General features: G+C 73.4%; 16 protein-coding genes. 4 read left to right on the top strand and 12 right to left on the bottom strand.

What is annotated here, in order from left to right:
* Positions 1-58: 58 nt before the first annotated feature.
* Entirely contained in the window at positions 59-2,611 is a 2,553-nt protein-coding gene (locus tag OG990_RS26675; RefSeq protein WP_406077533.1) for a DUF4118 domain-containing protein, read from the top strand.
* Positions 2,608-3,288, top strand: coding sequence for a response regulator (locus tag OG990_RS26670; protein WP_328423012.1), 681 nt, complete (start codon positions 2,608-2,610; stop codon positions 3,286-3,288). Before OG990_RS26675 ends, OG990_RS26670 begins: the two co-directional genes overlap by 4 nt.
* A gap of 26 nt (positions 3,289-3,314) precedes the next feature.
* On the opposite strand, the gene OG990_RS26665 is transcribed toward OG990_RS26670, so the two are convergent.
* From OG990_RS26665 to OG990_RS26650, 4 genes are read right to left on the bottom strand one after another with little or no spacing between them, the layout of a single operon-like run.
* Entirely contained in the window at positions 3,315-3,908 is a 594-nt protein-coding gene (locus OG990_RS26665) for a winged helix-turn-helix domain-containing protein (protein WP_406077532.1), read from the bottom strand.
* Positions 3,844-4,365, bottom strand: coding sequence for an SAV_915 family protein (locus tag OG990_RS26660; RefSeq protein ID WP_406077531.1), 522 nt, complete (start codon positions 4,363-4,365; stop codon positions 3,844-3,846). Before OG990_RS26660 ends, OG990_RS26665 begins: the two co-directional genes overlap by 65 nt.
* Positions 4,362-4,865, bottom strand: a complete 504-nt coding sequence (locus OG990_RS26655; protein ID WP_328423018.1) for a universal stress protein — start codon at positions 4,863-4,865, stop codon at positions 4,362-4,364. The genes OG990_RS26660 and OG990_RS26655 overlap by 4 nt, the downstream gene beginning before the upstream one ends.
* Positions 4,862-5,317, bottom strand: a complete 456-nt coding sequence (locus OG990_RS26650; RefSeq protein ID WP_328423020.1) for a hypothetical protein — start codon at positions 5,315-5,317, stop codon at positions 4,862-4,864. Before OG990_RS26650 ends, OG990_RS26655 begins: the two co-directional genes overlap by 4 nt.
* Positions 5,318-5,482: 165 nt before the next feature.
* Here OG990_RS26650 and OG990_RS26645 point away from each other — a divergent pair, with 165 nt between their 5' ends.
* Positions 5,483-6,238, top strand: coding sequence for a dienelactone hydrolase family protein (locus tag OG990_RS26645; RefSeq protein ID WP_406077530.1), 756 nt, complete (start codon positions 5,483-5,485; stop codon positions 6,236-6,238).
* A 96-nt stretch (positions 6,239-6,334) separates the two neighbouring features.
* On the opposite strand, the gene OG990_RS26640 is transcribed toward OG990_RS26645, so the two are convergent.
* From OG990_RS26640 to OG990_RS26605, 8 genes are all read right to left on the bottom strand, one after another.
* Positions 6,335-7,438, bottom strand: a complete 1,104-nt coding sequence (locus OG990_RS26640; protein ID WP_406077529.1) for an L-dopachrome tautomerase-related protein — start codon at positions 7,436-7,438, stop codon at positions 6,335-6,337.
* Between the two features lie 103 nt (positions 7,439-7,541).
* The gene (locus OG990_RS26635; protein WP_406077528.1) at positions 7,542-8,426 is read right to left on the bottom strand and encodes an SMP-30/gluconolactonase/LRE family protein; all 885 of its coding nucleotides are present in this window, start codon (positions 8,424-8,426) and stop codon (positions 7,542-7,544) included.
* 45 nt (positions 8,427-8,471) lie between these two features.
* Positions 8,472-9,413 (bottom strand): sugar kinase, encoded by a 942-nt coding sequence (locus tag OG990_RS26630; protein WP_355602147.1) that lies wholly within the window; start codon positions 9,411-9,413, stop codon positions 8,472-8,474.
* The gene (locus tag OG990_RS26625; protein ID WP_328423030.1) at positions 9,410-10,030 is read right to left on the bottom strand and encodes a bifunctional 4-hydroxy-2-oxoglutarate aldolase/2-dehydro-3-deoxy-phosphogluconate aldolase; all 621 of its coding nucleotides are present in this window, start codon (positions 10,028-10,030) and stop codon (positions 9,410-9,412) included. The genes OG990_RS26630 and OG990_RS26625 overlap by 4 nt, the downstream gene beginning before the upstream one ends.
* Before the next feature lie 11 nt (positions 10,031-10,041).
* Positions 10,042-10,881, bottom strand: a complete 840-nt coding sequence (locus tag OG990_RS26620) for a hypothetical protein (protein ID WP_406077527.1) — start codon at positions 10,879-10,881, stop codon at positions 10,042-10,044.
* On the bottom strand, positions 10,875-12,020 hold the full coding sequence (dgoD, locus tag OG990_RS26615) for a galactonate dehydratase (protein ID WP_355602151.1): 1,146 nt from the start codon (positions 12,018-12,020) through the stop codon (positions 10,875-10,877). Before dgoD ends, OG990_RS26620 begins: the two co-directional genes overlap by 7 nt.
* A complete protein-coding gene (locus OG990_RS26610) occupies positions 12,017-12,727 on the bottom strand; it encodes a FadR/GntR family transcriptional regulator (protein ID WP_328423036.1) in 711 nt (236 codons plus the stop codon). Before OG990_RS26610 ends, dgoD begins: the two co-directional genes overlap by 4 nt.
* Positions 12,728-12,764: 37 nt before the next feature.
* A complete protein-coding gene (locus OG990_RS26605) occupies positions 12,765-13,511 on the bottom strand; it encodes an SDR family NAD(P)-dependent oxidoreductase (protein WP_386985438.1) in 747 nt (248 codons plus the stop codon).
* A 159-nt stretch (positions 13,512-13,670) separates the two neighbouring features.
* Between OG990_RS26605 and OG990_RS26600 the strand changes: the two genes are divergently transcribed.
* Positions 13,671-14,966, top strand: a complete 1,296-nt coding sequence (locus OG990_RS26600; protein WP_406077526.1) for an ABC transporter substrate-binding protein — start codon at positions 13,671-13,673, stop codon at positions 14,964-14,966.

Raw genomic sequence — 14,966 nt, 5'->3', positions numbered from 1 at the left:
ACGGGGACGGCCTCGCCCGGTTCCCGCATCGGCGAACCCGACCAGGAAGGATGTTCCCGTGCCACGCGGAGAACTGCGCATCTATCTCGGGGCCGCCCCCGGCGTCGGCAAGACGTACGCCATGTTGGAGGAGGCCCAGCGGCGTGCCGCGCGAGGCACCGACGTGGTGATCGGCTTCGTGGAGACCCACGGCCGCCAGCACACCGCGGCCATGCTCGGTGACCTGGAGCAGGTCCCGCGCCGCACGATGGACTACCGGGGCGCCGAGTTCACCGAGATGGACCTGGACGCGGTGCTGGCCCGCCGGCCGGAGGTCGCGGTGGTCGACGAGCTGGCGCACACCAACGTGCCCGGCTCCCGGCACGACAAGCGCTGGCAGGACGTCCAGGAGCTGCTCGACGCGGGGATCGACGTGCTGTCCACGGTCAACGTGCAGCACCTGGAGTCGGTCAACGACGTGGTCGCGCAGATCACCGGCACCACCCAGCGGGAGACCATCCCGGACGAGATCGTCCGTGCCGCCGAACAGGTCGAGCTGGTCGACATGACCCCCGAGGCGCTACGCCGGCGGATGGCGCACGGCAACATCTACCGACCCGACAAGATCGATGCCGCGCTGGGCAACTACTTCCGTGTCGGCAACCTCACCGCCCTGCGCGAGCTGGCGCTGCTCTGGCTGGCCGACAAGGTCGACGAACAGCTCGACCGGTACCGCAGCCAGCAGGGCATCGCCGCCACCTGGGAGGCCCGGGAGCGGGTCGTGGTGGCGCTGACCGGCGGCCCGGAGGGCGAGACACTGATCCGCCGGGCGGCGCGGGTCGCGGCCCGCAGCAAGGGCGCCGATCTGCTCGCCGTACACGTCTCCCGCAGCGACGGCCTGGCCGGCGCGGACCCGGCCCAACTGGCCCGCCAGCGGGTGCTGGTGGAGAGCCTCGGCGGCACCTACCACCAGGTGCTGGGCACCGACGTCCCCGCCGCGCTGCTGGACTTCGCCCGTGGCGTGAACGCCACCCAGCTGGTGCTCGGCGCCAGCCGGCGGGGCCGCTTCGCGCAGCTGTTCGCCAGGGGCGTCGGGGTGACCACCACCGCGCTCTCCGGCTCGATCGACGTGCACCTGGTCACCCACACCGAGGCCGGTAGGGGACGCCGGGCGGCGGCCGTGCCGGCGGCGTTGTCCCGGCGCCGCCGGTTGCTCGGCTTCGCCCTGGCCGTGGTCGGCGTACCACTGCTCACCCTGCTGCTGACGGTGCTGCCCGACCTGACGCTGACCAACGACATCCTGCTCTTCCTGGTGGCGGTGGTGGCGGTCGCCCTGGTCGGTGGGCTGTGGCCGGCCCTGGTGGCTGCGCTCGGCGGCTCGCTGCTGCTCAACTGGTTCTTCACCCCGCCGTTCCGCACGCTGACCATCGCGGAGGCGGACAACCTGCTCGCCCTGGCCGTCTTCGTCGGCGTGGCGCTGGCGGTGAGCTGGATCGTCGACGTGGCCGCGCGGCGGACCCGGGAGGCCGCCCGTGCCGCCGCCGACGCGCAGACCCTCGCGGCCGTCGCCGGTGGCGTGCTGCGCGGTGAACGTCCGCTGCCCGCGCTGCTCGACCAGCTCCGGGAAACCTTCGGGCTGCGCGCGGTGAGCGTGCTGGAGTTGGCCGAGGAGGCAAGCGGTCGCCCGGAGCGGGCCCGCGAGGAGCACGCCTGGTGCGTGGTGGCCAGCGTCGGCGACCGTCCGGCCTGCACGCCGGACGAGGGCGAGACGGCGGTGCCGGTCGACGAGCGGATCACCGTCGTGCTCAGCGGCCGTCGGCTGGAGGCCGCCGACCGGCGGATCGTCGAGGCGTTCGCCGCCCAGGCCGCCGTCGCGCTGCGCCAGGAACGGCTGGCCGAGGAGGCGGCCACCGCCCGGCCTCTCGCCGCGGCGGACCGGATGCGGACCGCGCTGCTCGCCGCGGTGAGCCACGACCTGCGTACCCCGCTGGCCTCGGCGAAGGCCGCCGTGACCAGCCTGCGCAGCCAGGACATCGAGTTCGACGAGCAGGACCGCGAGGAGCTGCTGGAGACCGCCGAGGAGTCGCTGGACCGGCTCGCCCGGCTGGTCGGCAACCTGCTGGACATGAGTCGGCTCCAGGCCGGCGTTCTCGGCATCACGGCGACCGTGATCGGCCTGGAGGACGCCGTACCCCGGGCGCTGGACGAGCTCGGCCCGCCCGCCGCCGCCGTCGTGACCGACATCCCGGCCGACCTGCCCGCAGCCACCGCCGACCCCGGCCTGTTGGAACGAGTGCTGGTCAACGTCATCGCGAACGCGTTGCGGTACAGCCCGCCCGGGCAGCCGCCCACCATCACCGGGAGCGCGCACGCCGGCCAGGTGGAGCTGCGGATCATCGACCAGGGACCGGGCATTCCGGAGGAGCAGTGGGAGCACGTCTTCCTGCCGTTCCAGCGCCTCGGCGACCGGGACAACCAGACCGGAGTCGGCCTCGGGCTTGCCCTGTCCCGGGGTCTGGCCGAGGCGATGGGTGGCAGCATCACTCCTGAGACCACCCCTGGTGGTGGGCTCACCATGGTGCTGCGGCTGCCCGCCGCCGTACAGACCAGCTCGGAGGCTCCGCAGGAATGACGCGCATCCTGGTCGTCGACGACGAACCGCAGATCCTGCGCGCCCTGCGGATCAACCTGCGGGCACGCCGTTACGACGTGGACGTCGCAGGGACCGGGGCGGCCGCGCTGAAAGCCGCCGCCAGCCACCCGCCCGACCTGGTGGTGCTCGACCTCGGCCTGCCCGACATCGACGGGGTCGAGGTGATTCGCGGCCTGCGCGGCTGGACCGCCGTGCCGATCATCGTGCTCTCCGGGCGGGCCGGCAGTGAGGACAAGGTCGCCGCGCTCGACGCCGGAGCGGACGACTACGTCACCAAGCCGTTCGGGGTGGAGGAGTTGCTGGCCCGCATCCGCGCGGTGACCCGGCGGCTCGGCGCGCCCAGCGAGGCGGTGCCCGCGCTGCGGATCGGCCAGCACACCGTCGACCTGGCCGACCACGCCGTGCGGCGGGACGACGGGACCGAGGTCAAGCTGACCCCCACCCAGTGGAGCGTGCTGGAGAAGCTGCTGCGCCACCCCGGCAAGCTGGTCAGTCAGCGCCAGCTCCTGCACGACGTGTGGGGGCCGGAGTACCAGAACGAGACCAACTACCTGCGGCAGTACCTGGCCCAGCTACGGCGCAAGCTGGAGGACGACCCGGCCCGCCCCCGGCATCTCATCACCGAGCCCGGGATGGGCTACCGCTACCGGCCGTGACCGGCAGCGTCCGACCGTGCGTGACGTCAGTCCGCGGCAACCCGTAGCCGTTCGATGGCGTCCAGGCGGTAGCCGATGCCGTGCACGGTCGTGATGACCGGACCGCGCCCGGCCAGCTTCTGCCGTAGCCGACGCACGTGCACATCCACGGTTCGCGCGCCTCGGCACATCTCGTAGCCCCAGACCTCGCGCAGTAGCTGCCCCCGGGTGAGTGCCTGACGAGGGTGGCGGGCCAGGTGGAGCAGCAGGTCGTACTCGCGCCGGGTGAACGTCACCGGCTCGCCACTGAGCTGGGCGGTCCGGCGTACCGGTCGCAGCAGCAGCTCGGGGCGGGTTGTTTGGGGAGCGGCCGACGACCTGCTTGGTGTGGCACCGCCGTCGCCGAAGGATGCCGAGGGGCTGTCGATCCCGATGATCGGGCCGCCGGACGACACCTCCTGGTGGAGCACGCCGGCGGCGAGCGCGGAGACCCGTTCGGCGAACTCGGCCAGCCGCTCGATGCCGGCCGCACCGGATCGGACCACGATGGAGATCTCGACCGTGACGATCTGCGGATCAGGTTCGGGTGCGGATGACGACCGGCGTGGCACGACCGGCAGAACGGTGACCGGGGACAGCATCTGGAGACCTCCGCAGAGACGGGCCCGGGTCGACCGGGCGCTGGAAGGTGCCGACCGCGACCGCGACCGGGTCGGCCCCGGACCGCGGGCTGACGAGTGCGGCCGGAACCATGGCCGGTACGGTCGGCACCGCCCGGTCGCCGAAGCTCGGGTCGAGCGGCGGCGCCACCAGCAGCGGGTCGACCTGGATCCGGTCGATCCCGAGCGGGCGCAGCATGCCGCGCAGAGCGGACTCGCAGAGTTCTTCCCACGCCTGATCCGCGCCCATCGCGGCGACCAGCAGCTCGGGCCGGGTGAAGGCGATGCCCACCCGCTGACCCTGTGGTGACCGGCCGGTCCGTACCGTCCCCACCAGCCGTCCCGGCAGCTCTCGCACCGGAACGGCGTAGATTATCGGGGCCTCGTCCATGGTCGAGGTGGTCCTTTCTGTTCGCGCCGCCGCTCTGGCGGCGGTCATCTGCTGAAACGTTCGAGGTCGCGGGCGAAGCGGCGGATCGTCGCGGCCCGGGCCCAGGACGGTGCGGGCACCGCGACGACCGGCACGGCCGCCCGCGTCACGCAGTACCGGGTGACGTGACCGCGCGACCCGCCGAACCGGCCGCGTTCCGGGCTGCCGACGACGAGCAGGTCGGACTGCCGGTGTGCGTGGTCGACCAGCACCTGCCCGGCGTAGCCCTGCGTCACCACCATCCGCACGGGTACGTCGCGGGGCAGCCCACCCAGCGCCGCGTCGAAGACGCCCCGCAGGTAGGTCAGGGCCGCCCGGTCGCACTCGTCCTGCCAGCGCCAGGTCAGCGTGCCGGGCCGCCACGTCGGCGCGAAGACCCACGCCCGTACGGCGTCCAACTGCGCACCGTCGCGGCGGGCCAGTTGCACCGCGCGGCGCAGCGCCTGCATCCCGGCGAACGACCGGTCGACGCCCACCACGATCCGGGGGGCGGGGCAAGGGCTGCTCATGCTGCGGGCACCGCCCACGCTGGGGCGTCCCGCATGACGCGCGGGTCGGCCGGTGTGGTCAGGTCGAGCGCGCGGAGGATGAAGTGCGCCACCACCACCTCCACCCCGGCGCGACGTCGCAGGTCGGCCACGGCCCGGTGCAGCACGGTGATGCTGTCGGCGGAGAGCCGCACCACGGCGTCGACGTCGGCCGCGATCCACCACGCGGCGACCGCGCACGGCTCGTGCCGCAGATATTCCACCAGGTGACTGCCGGGCGCGGACGGGCCGAGCCGGACGCTGACCAGCGCCTCGTGCCGCCGATCGGGCCCGTCCGTCCCGTTCGCGGGAGGTTCCGCCGGCTCGTCGGGGTTGCCGTCAGGGGCCTGCGGTTCGCCGTCCCGGCCCGACGTCGTGTCGGTGCCGGGTGGCAGGTCTCCGCGTTCCCAGCGCGTCATCCGCCAAGGACTCATGGACCCATCGTCACCACCCGGCGACGGCGGATCGAGCGCCGATACGCCGTTCTGACGGACCACCGCCAATTCTTGACGCCCCGTTCACGCCGGTGCCGGCCGGCCCCGCTGACGCGGGGAGTAGCGTCCCGGACGGACCAACGGTTGGCGTACGAGGAGGATCGCGTGCAGACGACGACGGTGGACGTTCCGACCGGCGACGGGGTCGCCGACGCCTGCCTCACCAGGCCGGACGGGGACGGCCCGTTCCCGGCGGTGCTCCTCTTCCAGGACGCCTTCGGCCCGCGGCCCCGTCTGGTGGAGATGGCGGAGCGGATCGCCGCCCGGGGTTACCTCGTGCTGACACCCCACCTGTTCTACCGGGCCGGCCGGGCGCCGCTGTTCGACCTGTCCCGCCTCGGTGAGGCGGACCAGCGCGGCGCGATCTTCGAGAAGATCATGCCGCTGGTCGGTGCGTTGACCCCCGACGTGATCATCCGGGACACCGCCGCCTACCTCGACTTCCTGGCGGCCCGCGACGACGTCCGGCCGGGGCCGGTGGCGATCACCGGTTACTGCATGGGGGGCACCAACGCGCTGCGGGCGATCGAGGCGTACCCGGACCGGATCGCCGCAGCGGCGAGCTTCCACGGCGGGCGGATCGTCACCGACGCGCCGGACAGCCCGCACCTGGGCGTCGACTCGATCACCGGCGAGGTGTACTTCGGGCACGCCGACGCGGACCAGTCGATGACGCCCGAGCAGATCGCGACGCTGGAGAAGGCGCTCGACGCCGCCGGTGTGCGGTACCGCTCCGAGGTGTACGCGGGCGCGCACCACGGCTACACCATGGCCGACACCCCGGCGTACGACGAGCAGGCCACCGAGCGGCACTGGGCCGCCCTGTTCGACCTGCTGGACCGGGCCCTGCCGGTCGGCTGAAGAAGCCCAGCGGGTTGCGCTCCGGGCCGGTCGTCAGCCGAAGCCGCCCGGCGCGTCCCGGTCGTTCCGGGGCCGGCCGGGTGTGCGCTCGGACGGTCAGCGGCGCAGCAGCACCGGCCCGGCGTCGATCCGGGTGCGGAACAGCGCGTACGGCCGGCGCCGCAGGTCCTGGCCCCGCTGGTACTGCGGCTGCCGGTGCAGTTGGTTGGCGGTCACGTACAGGTACCCGTCGGTGGCCACCGACATGGTGTCCGGCCAGAGCAGTCGCGGGTCGTGGACCACCGTCTCGTACTCGCCGTCCGGCCGCCGGCGCAGCACCGCGTTGTGTTCGTAGGAGGTGAGGTAGAGCCGCCCCGCGTCGTCGGACTCCAGCCCGTCCGACGCAGTGCCCTTGTCTCCCTCGTCGACCACCGTCGCCGCGACCGCCTCCTGGGTGACCGACGGGTCGGCCAACGCCTTGGCGGCCACGCTGTACCAACGGCGGGACGCCAGCGGGCAGTAGTGCAGCCGGGTGCCGTCAGCCGAGATGGCGATGCCGTCGGAGCCTGTCGACACCGGCTTCGGCGGCCCGTCCGCCGGCCGCTTCAGGAACGGCCGGCCCTCGACCACCGGCCGGAACGTCGTCAGCGGCTCCGCCTTCGTGGACGGGTGGTCGTGCAGCCGCCGCCAGGACGCCCCACTGGCCAGGTCCACCACGATGATCCCGTTCGGCCCGGCGGACGCCGAGTCGGTGATGTACGCGACCCCGGACTCACCTCGCCGCAGGTCGAAGCGGACGTCGTTGAGGTACGTCGTCGGCAGCGCCACCTCCGCCGGGAAGGTGATCACCTGAGCGACCGTGTCGGTGTCCAGGTCGACCCGGACCAGCTTCGGCCCGCCCGGCGTCGCCGGCTGGTACATCGGGCTGCCGGTGTCCAGCACCCAGAGCCGGTCGGCCGGGTCCACCACGACGCTCTGCACCGAGACGAACGCGCCGGCGTCGTTGTCGCCCGACGGGTCGTTCCACGACTGGTCGGGGTAGGGCACCTCCCGGCCGTCGCGCAGCTCGACGACGGTGGCTGGCACCTCGTCGCCCCACCGGGGGAAGTTGACGAAGATCCGGCCCCGATGCGAGACGCTCACCCCGGTCGGCATCGGGCCGGTGAAGGTGTGCACCAGCTCCAACTCGCCGAGCGGCTCGTCGCCGACCGGTCCGTTCATGACGCCCGCACCACGGTTCTCATCGTCTCGCCCCCAACCGGTCGGCCGGACCTCACGCCGGCCGTGGTGGCTATTCCCGCCCCGGCGGCCGACATGCCTCCGGTCAGCTCGTGCCCGGCGCGGCGGCGAGCGCGGTGGGTAGGCCGGGGACCGGAACGTCCACGGCGAGCAGGGCGCCATCCACCGGTCCCGCCGACGTCAGCCCGTACCGCGCGGTGCCGACGAAGAGCCGGCGCAGGTCGGGGCCGCCCAGGCAGATGCCGGCCGGCTGGGTTGCCGGCAGCTGGATCTCCCGATCCAGCGTGCCGTCCGGCCGGTAGCGGCGTACGGCCGAGCCGCCCCAGAGCGCGACCCAGAGGTGGCCGGCCGCGTCGACGGTCATCCCGTCCGGGCCGCCCTCCCCGGCGGCCAGCCGCAGGAACGGCTCGCGCCCGTGCAGGGCCCCGGTGCGTGGGTCGACGGTGAACCGGTCGACCTCCCCGCGTGGCGAGTCGGCCAGGTACATGGTGGTGCCGGTGGCGTCGAACGCCGGCCCATTCGGCACGGTCAGCCCGGTCACGGCCGGCACCGGTGCCGCGCCCGAAGCCAGCCGGAACAGGGAGCCCGCACCGGGCACCCCGGCGTACGTCATGCTGCCGGCCCAGAACCGGCCGTGCGGGTCGGCGACCGCGTCGTTCATCCGGGCCGGCTCGGGACCGTCGCTGACCAGATCGGCGACCGTCCGGGGGTCCCCGGTGGCGGGCAGCAGGGCGACGCCGGTCCCGGCGGCGGCCAGCCAGTCGCCGGGACTGCCCGCGACCGGGGCGACCGCGCCCAGCGGGACGTCCAGCCGGCGCAGCTCCCGCAGTGGGCCCGGTCGGTCGCCGGCGGTCTCCAGCAGACGCCCGGCCAGCAGGTCGACCAGGACCAGCCGGCCGGCCACCCAGCGCAGCCCTTCGCCCAGCTCCAACCGGTCCGCGCTCCACACGGTCGGTTCGGTCAGCTCCATCTCGCTCCTTCGACGATCGGCGCGGCGGTCGGCCGCCCCCAGTGGTCAGCGCACCGTGCCGCCGGGCCCGTGGTCGAGCAGCGACAGCTCGGCACGGTCGGGCAGGCCCTCCCAGTCGCCCCGGGTGGCCACCGCGAACGCGCCGGTGGTGACCGCCCGGTCCAGCCGGGCCGGCGCGTCGGCGCCGTCCAGCCAGCCGGAGAGCAGCCCGGCCACGAAGGCGTCGCCGGCGCCGACGGTGTCCACCACCGGCACCGTCCGGGCGGGGCGGTGCACCGTGCCGAGCGCGCTGTGGCTGGTCGCCCCGCCGGCACCGTGCTTCACGACGACCTCGGCCACCCCGGCCGCCCGCAGCGCCGCGACCGGGTCGGCCGCATCGGTCAGCACGGCCAACTCGTCGTCGGAGGCGACCACCAGGTCGATCGAGGGCAGCAGCGGCCGCAGCGCGTCGGCGGCTGCGGCGACCGACCAGAGCCGGTGCCGGTGGTTGACGTCCAGGCAGACCGTGCTGCCCGCCGCACGTGCGAGGCGTACCGCCGCCACCACTGCCTGGTACGGCTCGGCGCCCAGCGCGCAGGTGATGCCGGTGACGTGCAGCAGCCGGGGCGGCGGCCCAGGCGGGTCGAAGGCGGGGGTGACGTCGGCCGGTCGCAGCCGGGAGCCGGCCGACCCGGTGCGGTGGTAGGTGACCCGGTTGATGTCGGCGACCCGGGATTCGAAGAGGATCAGCCCGGTGGCGGCCGCCGGGTCGACCCGGGACCAGGTCAGGTCGACGCCTTCGGCGCGCAGCGTGCGGCGAACCAGCTCACCGGGCTCGTCGGCTCCGGTGACCCCGACCCAGGCGGCCCGGTGGCCGAGCCGGGCCAGCCCGATCGCCACCGTCGACTCGGACCCGGCAACGGAGATCCCGGCGGTGCCGCCCAGCCGCAGCGGGCCGGTGGTGCGGAAGGCCGCCATCGTCTCGCCGAGGGTGAGCAGGTCGGTCACGGCCGGACCGCCGCGAGGAAGGCGGCGGCGCGCTCGCGCAGCGCCGCTGGGTCGCCGCCGCGGACGGCGTCGCCGAGAAGCGGGGAGCCGACGCCGACCGCGACCGCTCCCCGGTCGAGGTAGCGCCGCGCGCCGTCGGCGTCGACCCCACCCACCGGCACGAACGCGGTACCGGGGAACGGGTCGCGCAGCGCGCCGAGGTAGTCGGGCCCGCCGAGGGAAGCCGGGAAGAGCTTGATGGCGGCGGCCCCGGCGCCGCTGGCCTGCACCACCTCGCTGGGGGTGAGCGCGCCGGCGAGCACCGGCAGCCCGAGTCGGCCGGCCTCGGCGAGGCTCGGTGCCAGCGCCGGGGTGACCAGGAAGCCGGCGCCGGCGTCAGCCGCCGCCCGGGTGTCCTCTGCGCTGAGCACGGTGCCCGCGCCCAGGGCGAAGTCGGGCCCGAGGGCGGCCCGGGCCCGCCGGATGGTGCCGAGCGCGTCGGCACCGGTCAGCGAGACCTCGATCAGGGCGACGCCGCTCTCGGCCAGGGTGAGCACGGCGGTCAGTGCGGCGGCCGGGTCGGGGCCGCGCACGATGGCCAGCAGCCGGTGGGTACGCAACTCGTCGAGCAGGTTCATCGAGATTGTCCTCAGTGGAAGCGGTGGGCGGAGATGGTGAGCCGCCACGCGACCTCACCGGCGGGCGGGACGACCGCCGCGTCGGCTGGGCCGGCGTCGGTCAGGTCGAAGGCGGCGCCCAGCATGGGTTCGACTCCGATGCTGCGGTAGGGAGCGGCGGTTGGCCAACCGTTCAGGTTGCGCCAGAGCGCGGTGCTGCGGGGCTGGTCGGAGCACTCCAGCTCCAGGGTCAGCCGGTCGGCGCCGTCGGTCACCTGGACCCGGGGGCAGTCGAGCAGCACCGCGCCGAGCGCGGTGCCGTCGTCCGGGCCGAGGGTGTCCAGCGTCAACCCGGCCGGCGTCGGCCAGGGCCCGGTCAGCCAGGGGCTGCCGGCGGGCCAGTCGCCCGGGGGAAGCAGCGCGGCGGCCTCCGGGTGCAGTCGGGTCAGGGTGCCGGCGGGCGCGTCGAGGCGGGCCTCGGGGGAGAGGTCGAGCAGGGCGTGCGCCGCCCAGACGAACCGGTGGCCGGGGTCGGCGGCCAGTCGGTAGTCGGCCACCACCACGCCGTCCCGGTCGCTGATCCGGCGGGTCAGGGTGAACGCCGGGCGCTCGATGACCAGGGTGTCGGGACCGCAGGCACGCCAAGGCCGGGACCACACCTCGCCGTGGTCGGGCCGGCCGCGCACGGTGGGCAGGCACTCTTCCAGCCCGCCGGCGTCGATGAACGCGTCGTCGGGGCGTACCTCGTGCCGGCCGGGCTCCGGGCCGCGCCAGAGCCACTCCCGGCCGCCGCCGCGCAGGCTGGTCCATCGGCCGCCGCGCGCCGCGTCGTACGCCACCCGCAGCCGCACCGACGTCGCTCCGGTCACCACTCGGCGAACGACCCGTCGCGGTGCTGCCAGACCGGGTTGCGCCAGGCATGCGGGGTACGGGCGGCCTGGCGGACCGCCGCCTCGTCCACGGTGATGCCCAGCCCGGGCCGGTCGAGCCTGGCGATGTGCCCGTCCACGAACCGGAAGGGCTCCGGGTCGACGACGTAGTCCAGCAGCTCGGAGCCGGCGTGGTAGTGGATGCCGATGCTCTGCTCCTGGATCAGGAAGTTCGGTGTCGCGAAGGCCACCTGGAGGCTGGCCGCCAGGGAGATCGGGCCGAGCGGGCAGTGCGGGGCGAGCAGCGCCCCGTACGTCTCGGCCAGCGCGGCGATCCGGCGGACCTCGGAGATCCCACCGGCGTGCGACAGGTCCGGCTGGACCACGGCGACCCCGGCCTGCAACGGGCCGAGGAACTCGGAGCGGCCGTAGAGCCGTTCGCCGGTGGCCACCGGGATCGGCGTGCCGGCGACGATGTCGCGCAGGTGGTGGGCCTGGTCGGGCAGGACCGGCTCCTCCACGAAGAAGGGGCGCAGGGGTGCCAGCTCGGGCAGGATCCGGCGTACCGCGGCCAGCCCGGCGCGGCCGTGGAAGTCCAGCGCGATGTCCCGGTCGGCGCCGAGCACCTCCCGGGCGGCGGCGACCCGGCCGATCACCGCGTCCACCTCGGCGGAGGTCGGGATGGCGGAGAGCCGCCCGCAGGCGTTCATCTTGACCCCGGTGAAACCGGCGGCGACCTGCGCGGCGGCGGCGTCGGCGACCTCGTCGGGCTCGTCCCCGCCGATCCAGGAGTAGACCCGCACCCGGTCCCGGACGGCACCGCCGAGCAGGGCGTGCACCGGTGCCCCGTACGCCTGCCCGGCGATGTCCCAGAGTGCCTGGTCGAGGCCGGCGACGGCGCTGGAGAGGATCGGGCCGCCACGGTAGAAGCCGCCCTTGGTGAGGACCTGCCAGTGCTGCTCGATCCGCAGCGGATCCTCGCCGATCAGATATTCGGAGAGCACCTCGACCGCGCTGCGCACCACCTCGGCGCGCCCCTCGACCACCGGTTCACCCCACCCGACCAGCCCGTCGTCGGTCTCCACCCGGCAGAACAACCACCGTGGCGCGACCAGGAAGGTCTCGATCCGCTCGATCTTCACCGACTGCCCCTCTGTTTCCTTGCCTTTTCCACGTCCCGGACGGCCTTGTCCAGCAACTCACGCATGGCGGTCTCGGCCGCCGTCTCGTCCCGTGCGCGCAGCGCGTCGACCACCGCGCGGTGGCTGGGCACCGGGTCGTCGTGCGGGGCGCCGCCGTGCACCAGCCGGTCCCGCTCGGCGAGCCCGGTCTCCATCACCACCTCCATCCGCTCCAGCAGCTCGTTGTGGGTGGCGGCGAGCAGCGCGCGGTGGAAGGACAGGTCGGCGGCGACGGCGGCGGCGGGGTCACCGTTGGCCTCGGCCATCTCGTCCAGCGCCCGGTCGAGAGCGGCCACGTCGTCCTCGGTGGCCCGACTGGCGGCCAGCCGGGCGGCGGCCGGTTCGATGATGGCGCGTACCTCGTGCAGCTTTTCGAGCAGGTGCTCGTCGGCCCCTTCGGCGAACTGCCAGCGGATCACGTCGCCGTCGAGCAGGTTCCAGTCCGCTCGCGGCCGGACGAACGTGCCGCGCTTCTGCCGGGCGTCGACGATGCCCTTGGCCGAGAGCACCTTCAGCGCCTCACGCAGTGCCGTCAGGCTGACGTCGAACTCCTCCTGCAACGCGACGATGTTCAGGGTCGCCCCGGCGGCGATCTCACCGGTGAGGATGCGACGGGCGATGGCTTCGACGGTCTGCCCGTGGACGCCGCGGCGTGCGTACTGTGCCAATGCTCTCCTGGCCTTCTTGTTGGTCGGTGTCGATCTCTCAGGCCGAGGCTTTCACTGCGGTCCAGCCACCGTCCACCACCAGGCTCGCGCCGGTGACATAGGCGGCGTCCGGTGAGGCGAGGAAGGCCACTGTCGCGGCCACCTCGTCCGGCGTGCCGAAGCGCTTCGCCACAGTCTCCGTGACGCTGCGCTGGCGGTCCTCTTCGGACACGTCGGCCCAGGCGCCGGTGAGGATCGGCCCGGGCAGCACGGTGTTGACCCGCACCTGTGGGCCGTACTCCACGGCGAGCTGGCGACCGAGCGCGACCAGGCCGCCCTTGGCCGCGGCGTACGCGGGCCGGCCGGGCAGCCCGACGAGAGCGTGCACCGAGGAGACCAGCACCACCGCGCCCGCACGCGACCGCAGGTCGTCGAGGCAGGCCCGGACGCCGAGGAAGGAGCCGGTGAGGCTGACCCCGATCTGGTGGTCCCAGGACTGCCTGCTGGTCTCGTGCGCCGGCGCGACCTGCACCGCGTACGCGTTGCTGACCAGAATGTCCACCGGCCCGAGACCGCCCCGTACCGCCGCCACAGCGGCCGTCCAGTCGGCCTCCTCGCTAACGTCGCCCACTACGGACAGTGCTCGCCCGCCCTGGGCGGTCAGCTCCTCGGCCAGCGGGGCCGGATCGCGCACGTCGAGCAGCGCGACCGCCGCTCCCTCGGCGACGAGCCGCCGTGCGGTGGCCGCACCGATGCCGCCCATCGCGCCGGTGACCAGTGCGTTCCTGCCTTCAAGTCGGCGCATAGGCTGATCCACCTGACCTCGCCTCGGATCTCATCTAATCATTAATTACGAAGATATCTTGACAGCCGACGAGTGCCGATGCAACCTTCTGGTCACACACATTCACATGGACGACACATCGCGCCGTGACGCTACGTGTCGTAGAGGAAGGACACCCTCGTGAGCGACTTCGACCCCGGTCGCCGGCGATTCCTTGGTCACCTCGGGCTCGCCGGCCTGGGCGCACTCGGCGCCAGCTCGTTCCTCAGCGCGTGCGCCAGCTCGGCCAGCGGGCCGACGACGGGCAACGGATCCGGCGCGGTCACCATTCAGTCCAATCTCTCCTCGCCGCAGGCCAAGGCGGCGATGGAGAAGCTGATCGCGAACTTCAACGCGCAGGGCAAGGGCACGGCGAGCCTCAACACGATCGCCTCGGAGACCTTCCGGACCCAGCTGCCCACCTACCTGACCTCGGCCAACCCGCCGGACCTCTACACCTGGTACGCGGGCTCGGTCGCCAACGACTACGCCAGCCGCAACCTGCTGCTGGACGTCTCCGACGTCTGGAAGTCGCTGGGCGACTACCCCCAGTCGCTGCGCACCCTCTCCACCGACGCCAGCGGCAAGCAGGTCTTCGTGCCGATGAACAACTACTGGTGGGGCTTCTTCTACCGCAAGTCCAACTTCGCCAAGTGGGGCGTGCAGGAGCCGAAGACCTGGACCGAGTTCCTGGCGCTGTGCGAGACGCTGAAGGGCAAGGGCATCCCGCCGATCGGCATCGGTCTCGGCGACACCCCGTGGGTGGCCTCGGCCTGGTTCGACTACCTCAACATCCGGATCAACGGCGCCCCGTTCCACCGCGAGTTGCTCGCCGGCAAGCAGCGCTTCGACGACCCCAAGGTCAAGGCGGTCTTCACCCGCTGGCGCGAGGCCCTGCCCTACTTCGACCCCAAGGGCAAGGCGTACCCGTTCCAGGAGGCGACGACCGCGCTGCTGGCCGGCAAGACCGGCATGTTCCTGATCGGCACCTTCTTCGCCGACGCGGCGCCGAAGGACGCCCTCGGCGACCTGGACTTCTTCCGGTTCCCGATCATCGACCCGGCGGTGCCGGTGGTCGAGGAGGCCCCGACCGACGGCTTCTTCGCCAGCGCGAAGACCGCCAACCCGACCGGCACCAAGGCCCTGCTCGGCTACCTGTCCTCGGTCGAGGCGCAGGAGGCGTACGTCAAGGCCAGCTCGGGCATCGTGCTGCCGGCCAACCCCAGGGCCAAGGCGGCCGACTCGCCGTTGGTGGCCAAGGGCAAGGCGATGCTCGACGACGCCAAGGAGCTGACCCAGTTCTTCAACCGCGACTCCAGCGACGCGCTCCAGCCGACCGCGGACACCGCGCTGACCAAGTTCATGGACAAGCCGGACCAGATCGACGCGATCCTGCGGGAGTGGCAGACCAGCGCCGAGAAGGTCTTCAAGGGCTGA

This window comes from Micromonospora sp. NBC_00858 (assembly GCF_045207365.1).
Classification (GTDB): domain Bacteria; phylum Actinomycetota; class Actinomycetes; order Mycobacteriales; family Micromonosporaceae; genus Micromonospora.
This window is presented reverse-complemented; position numbering and strand designations above follow the sequence as displayed.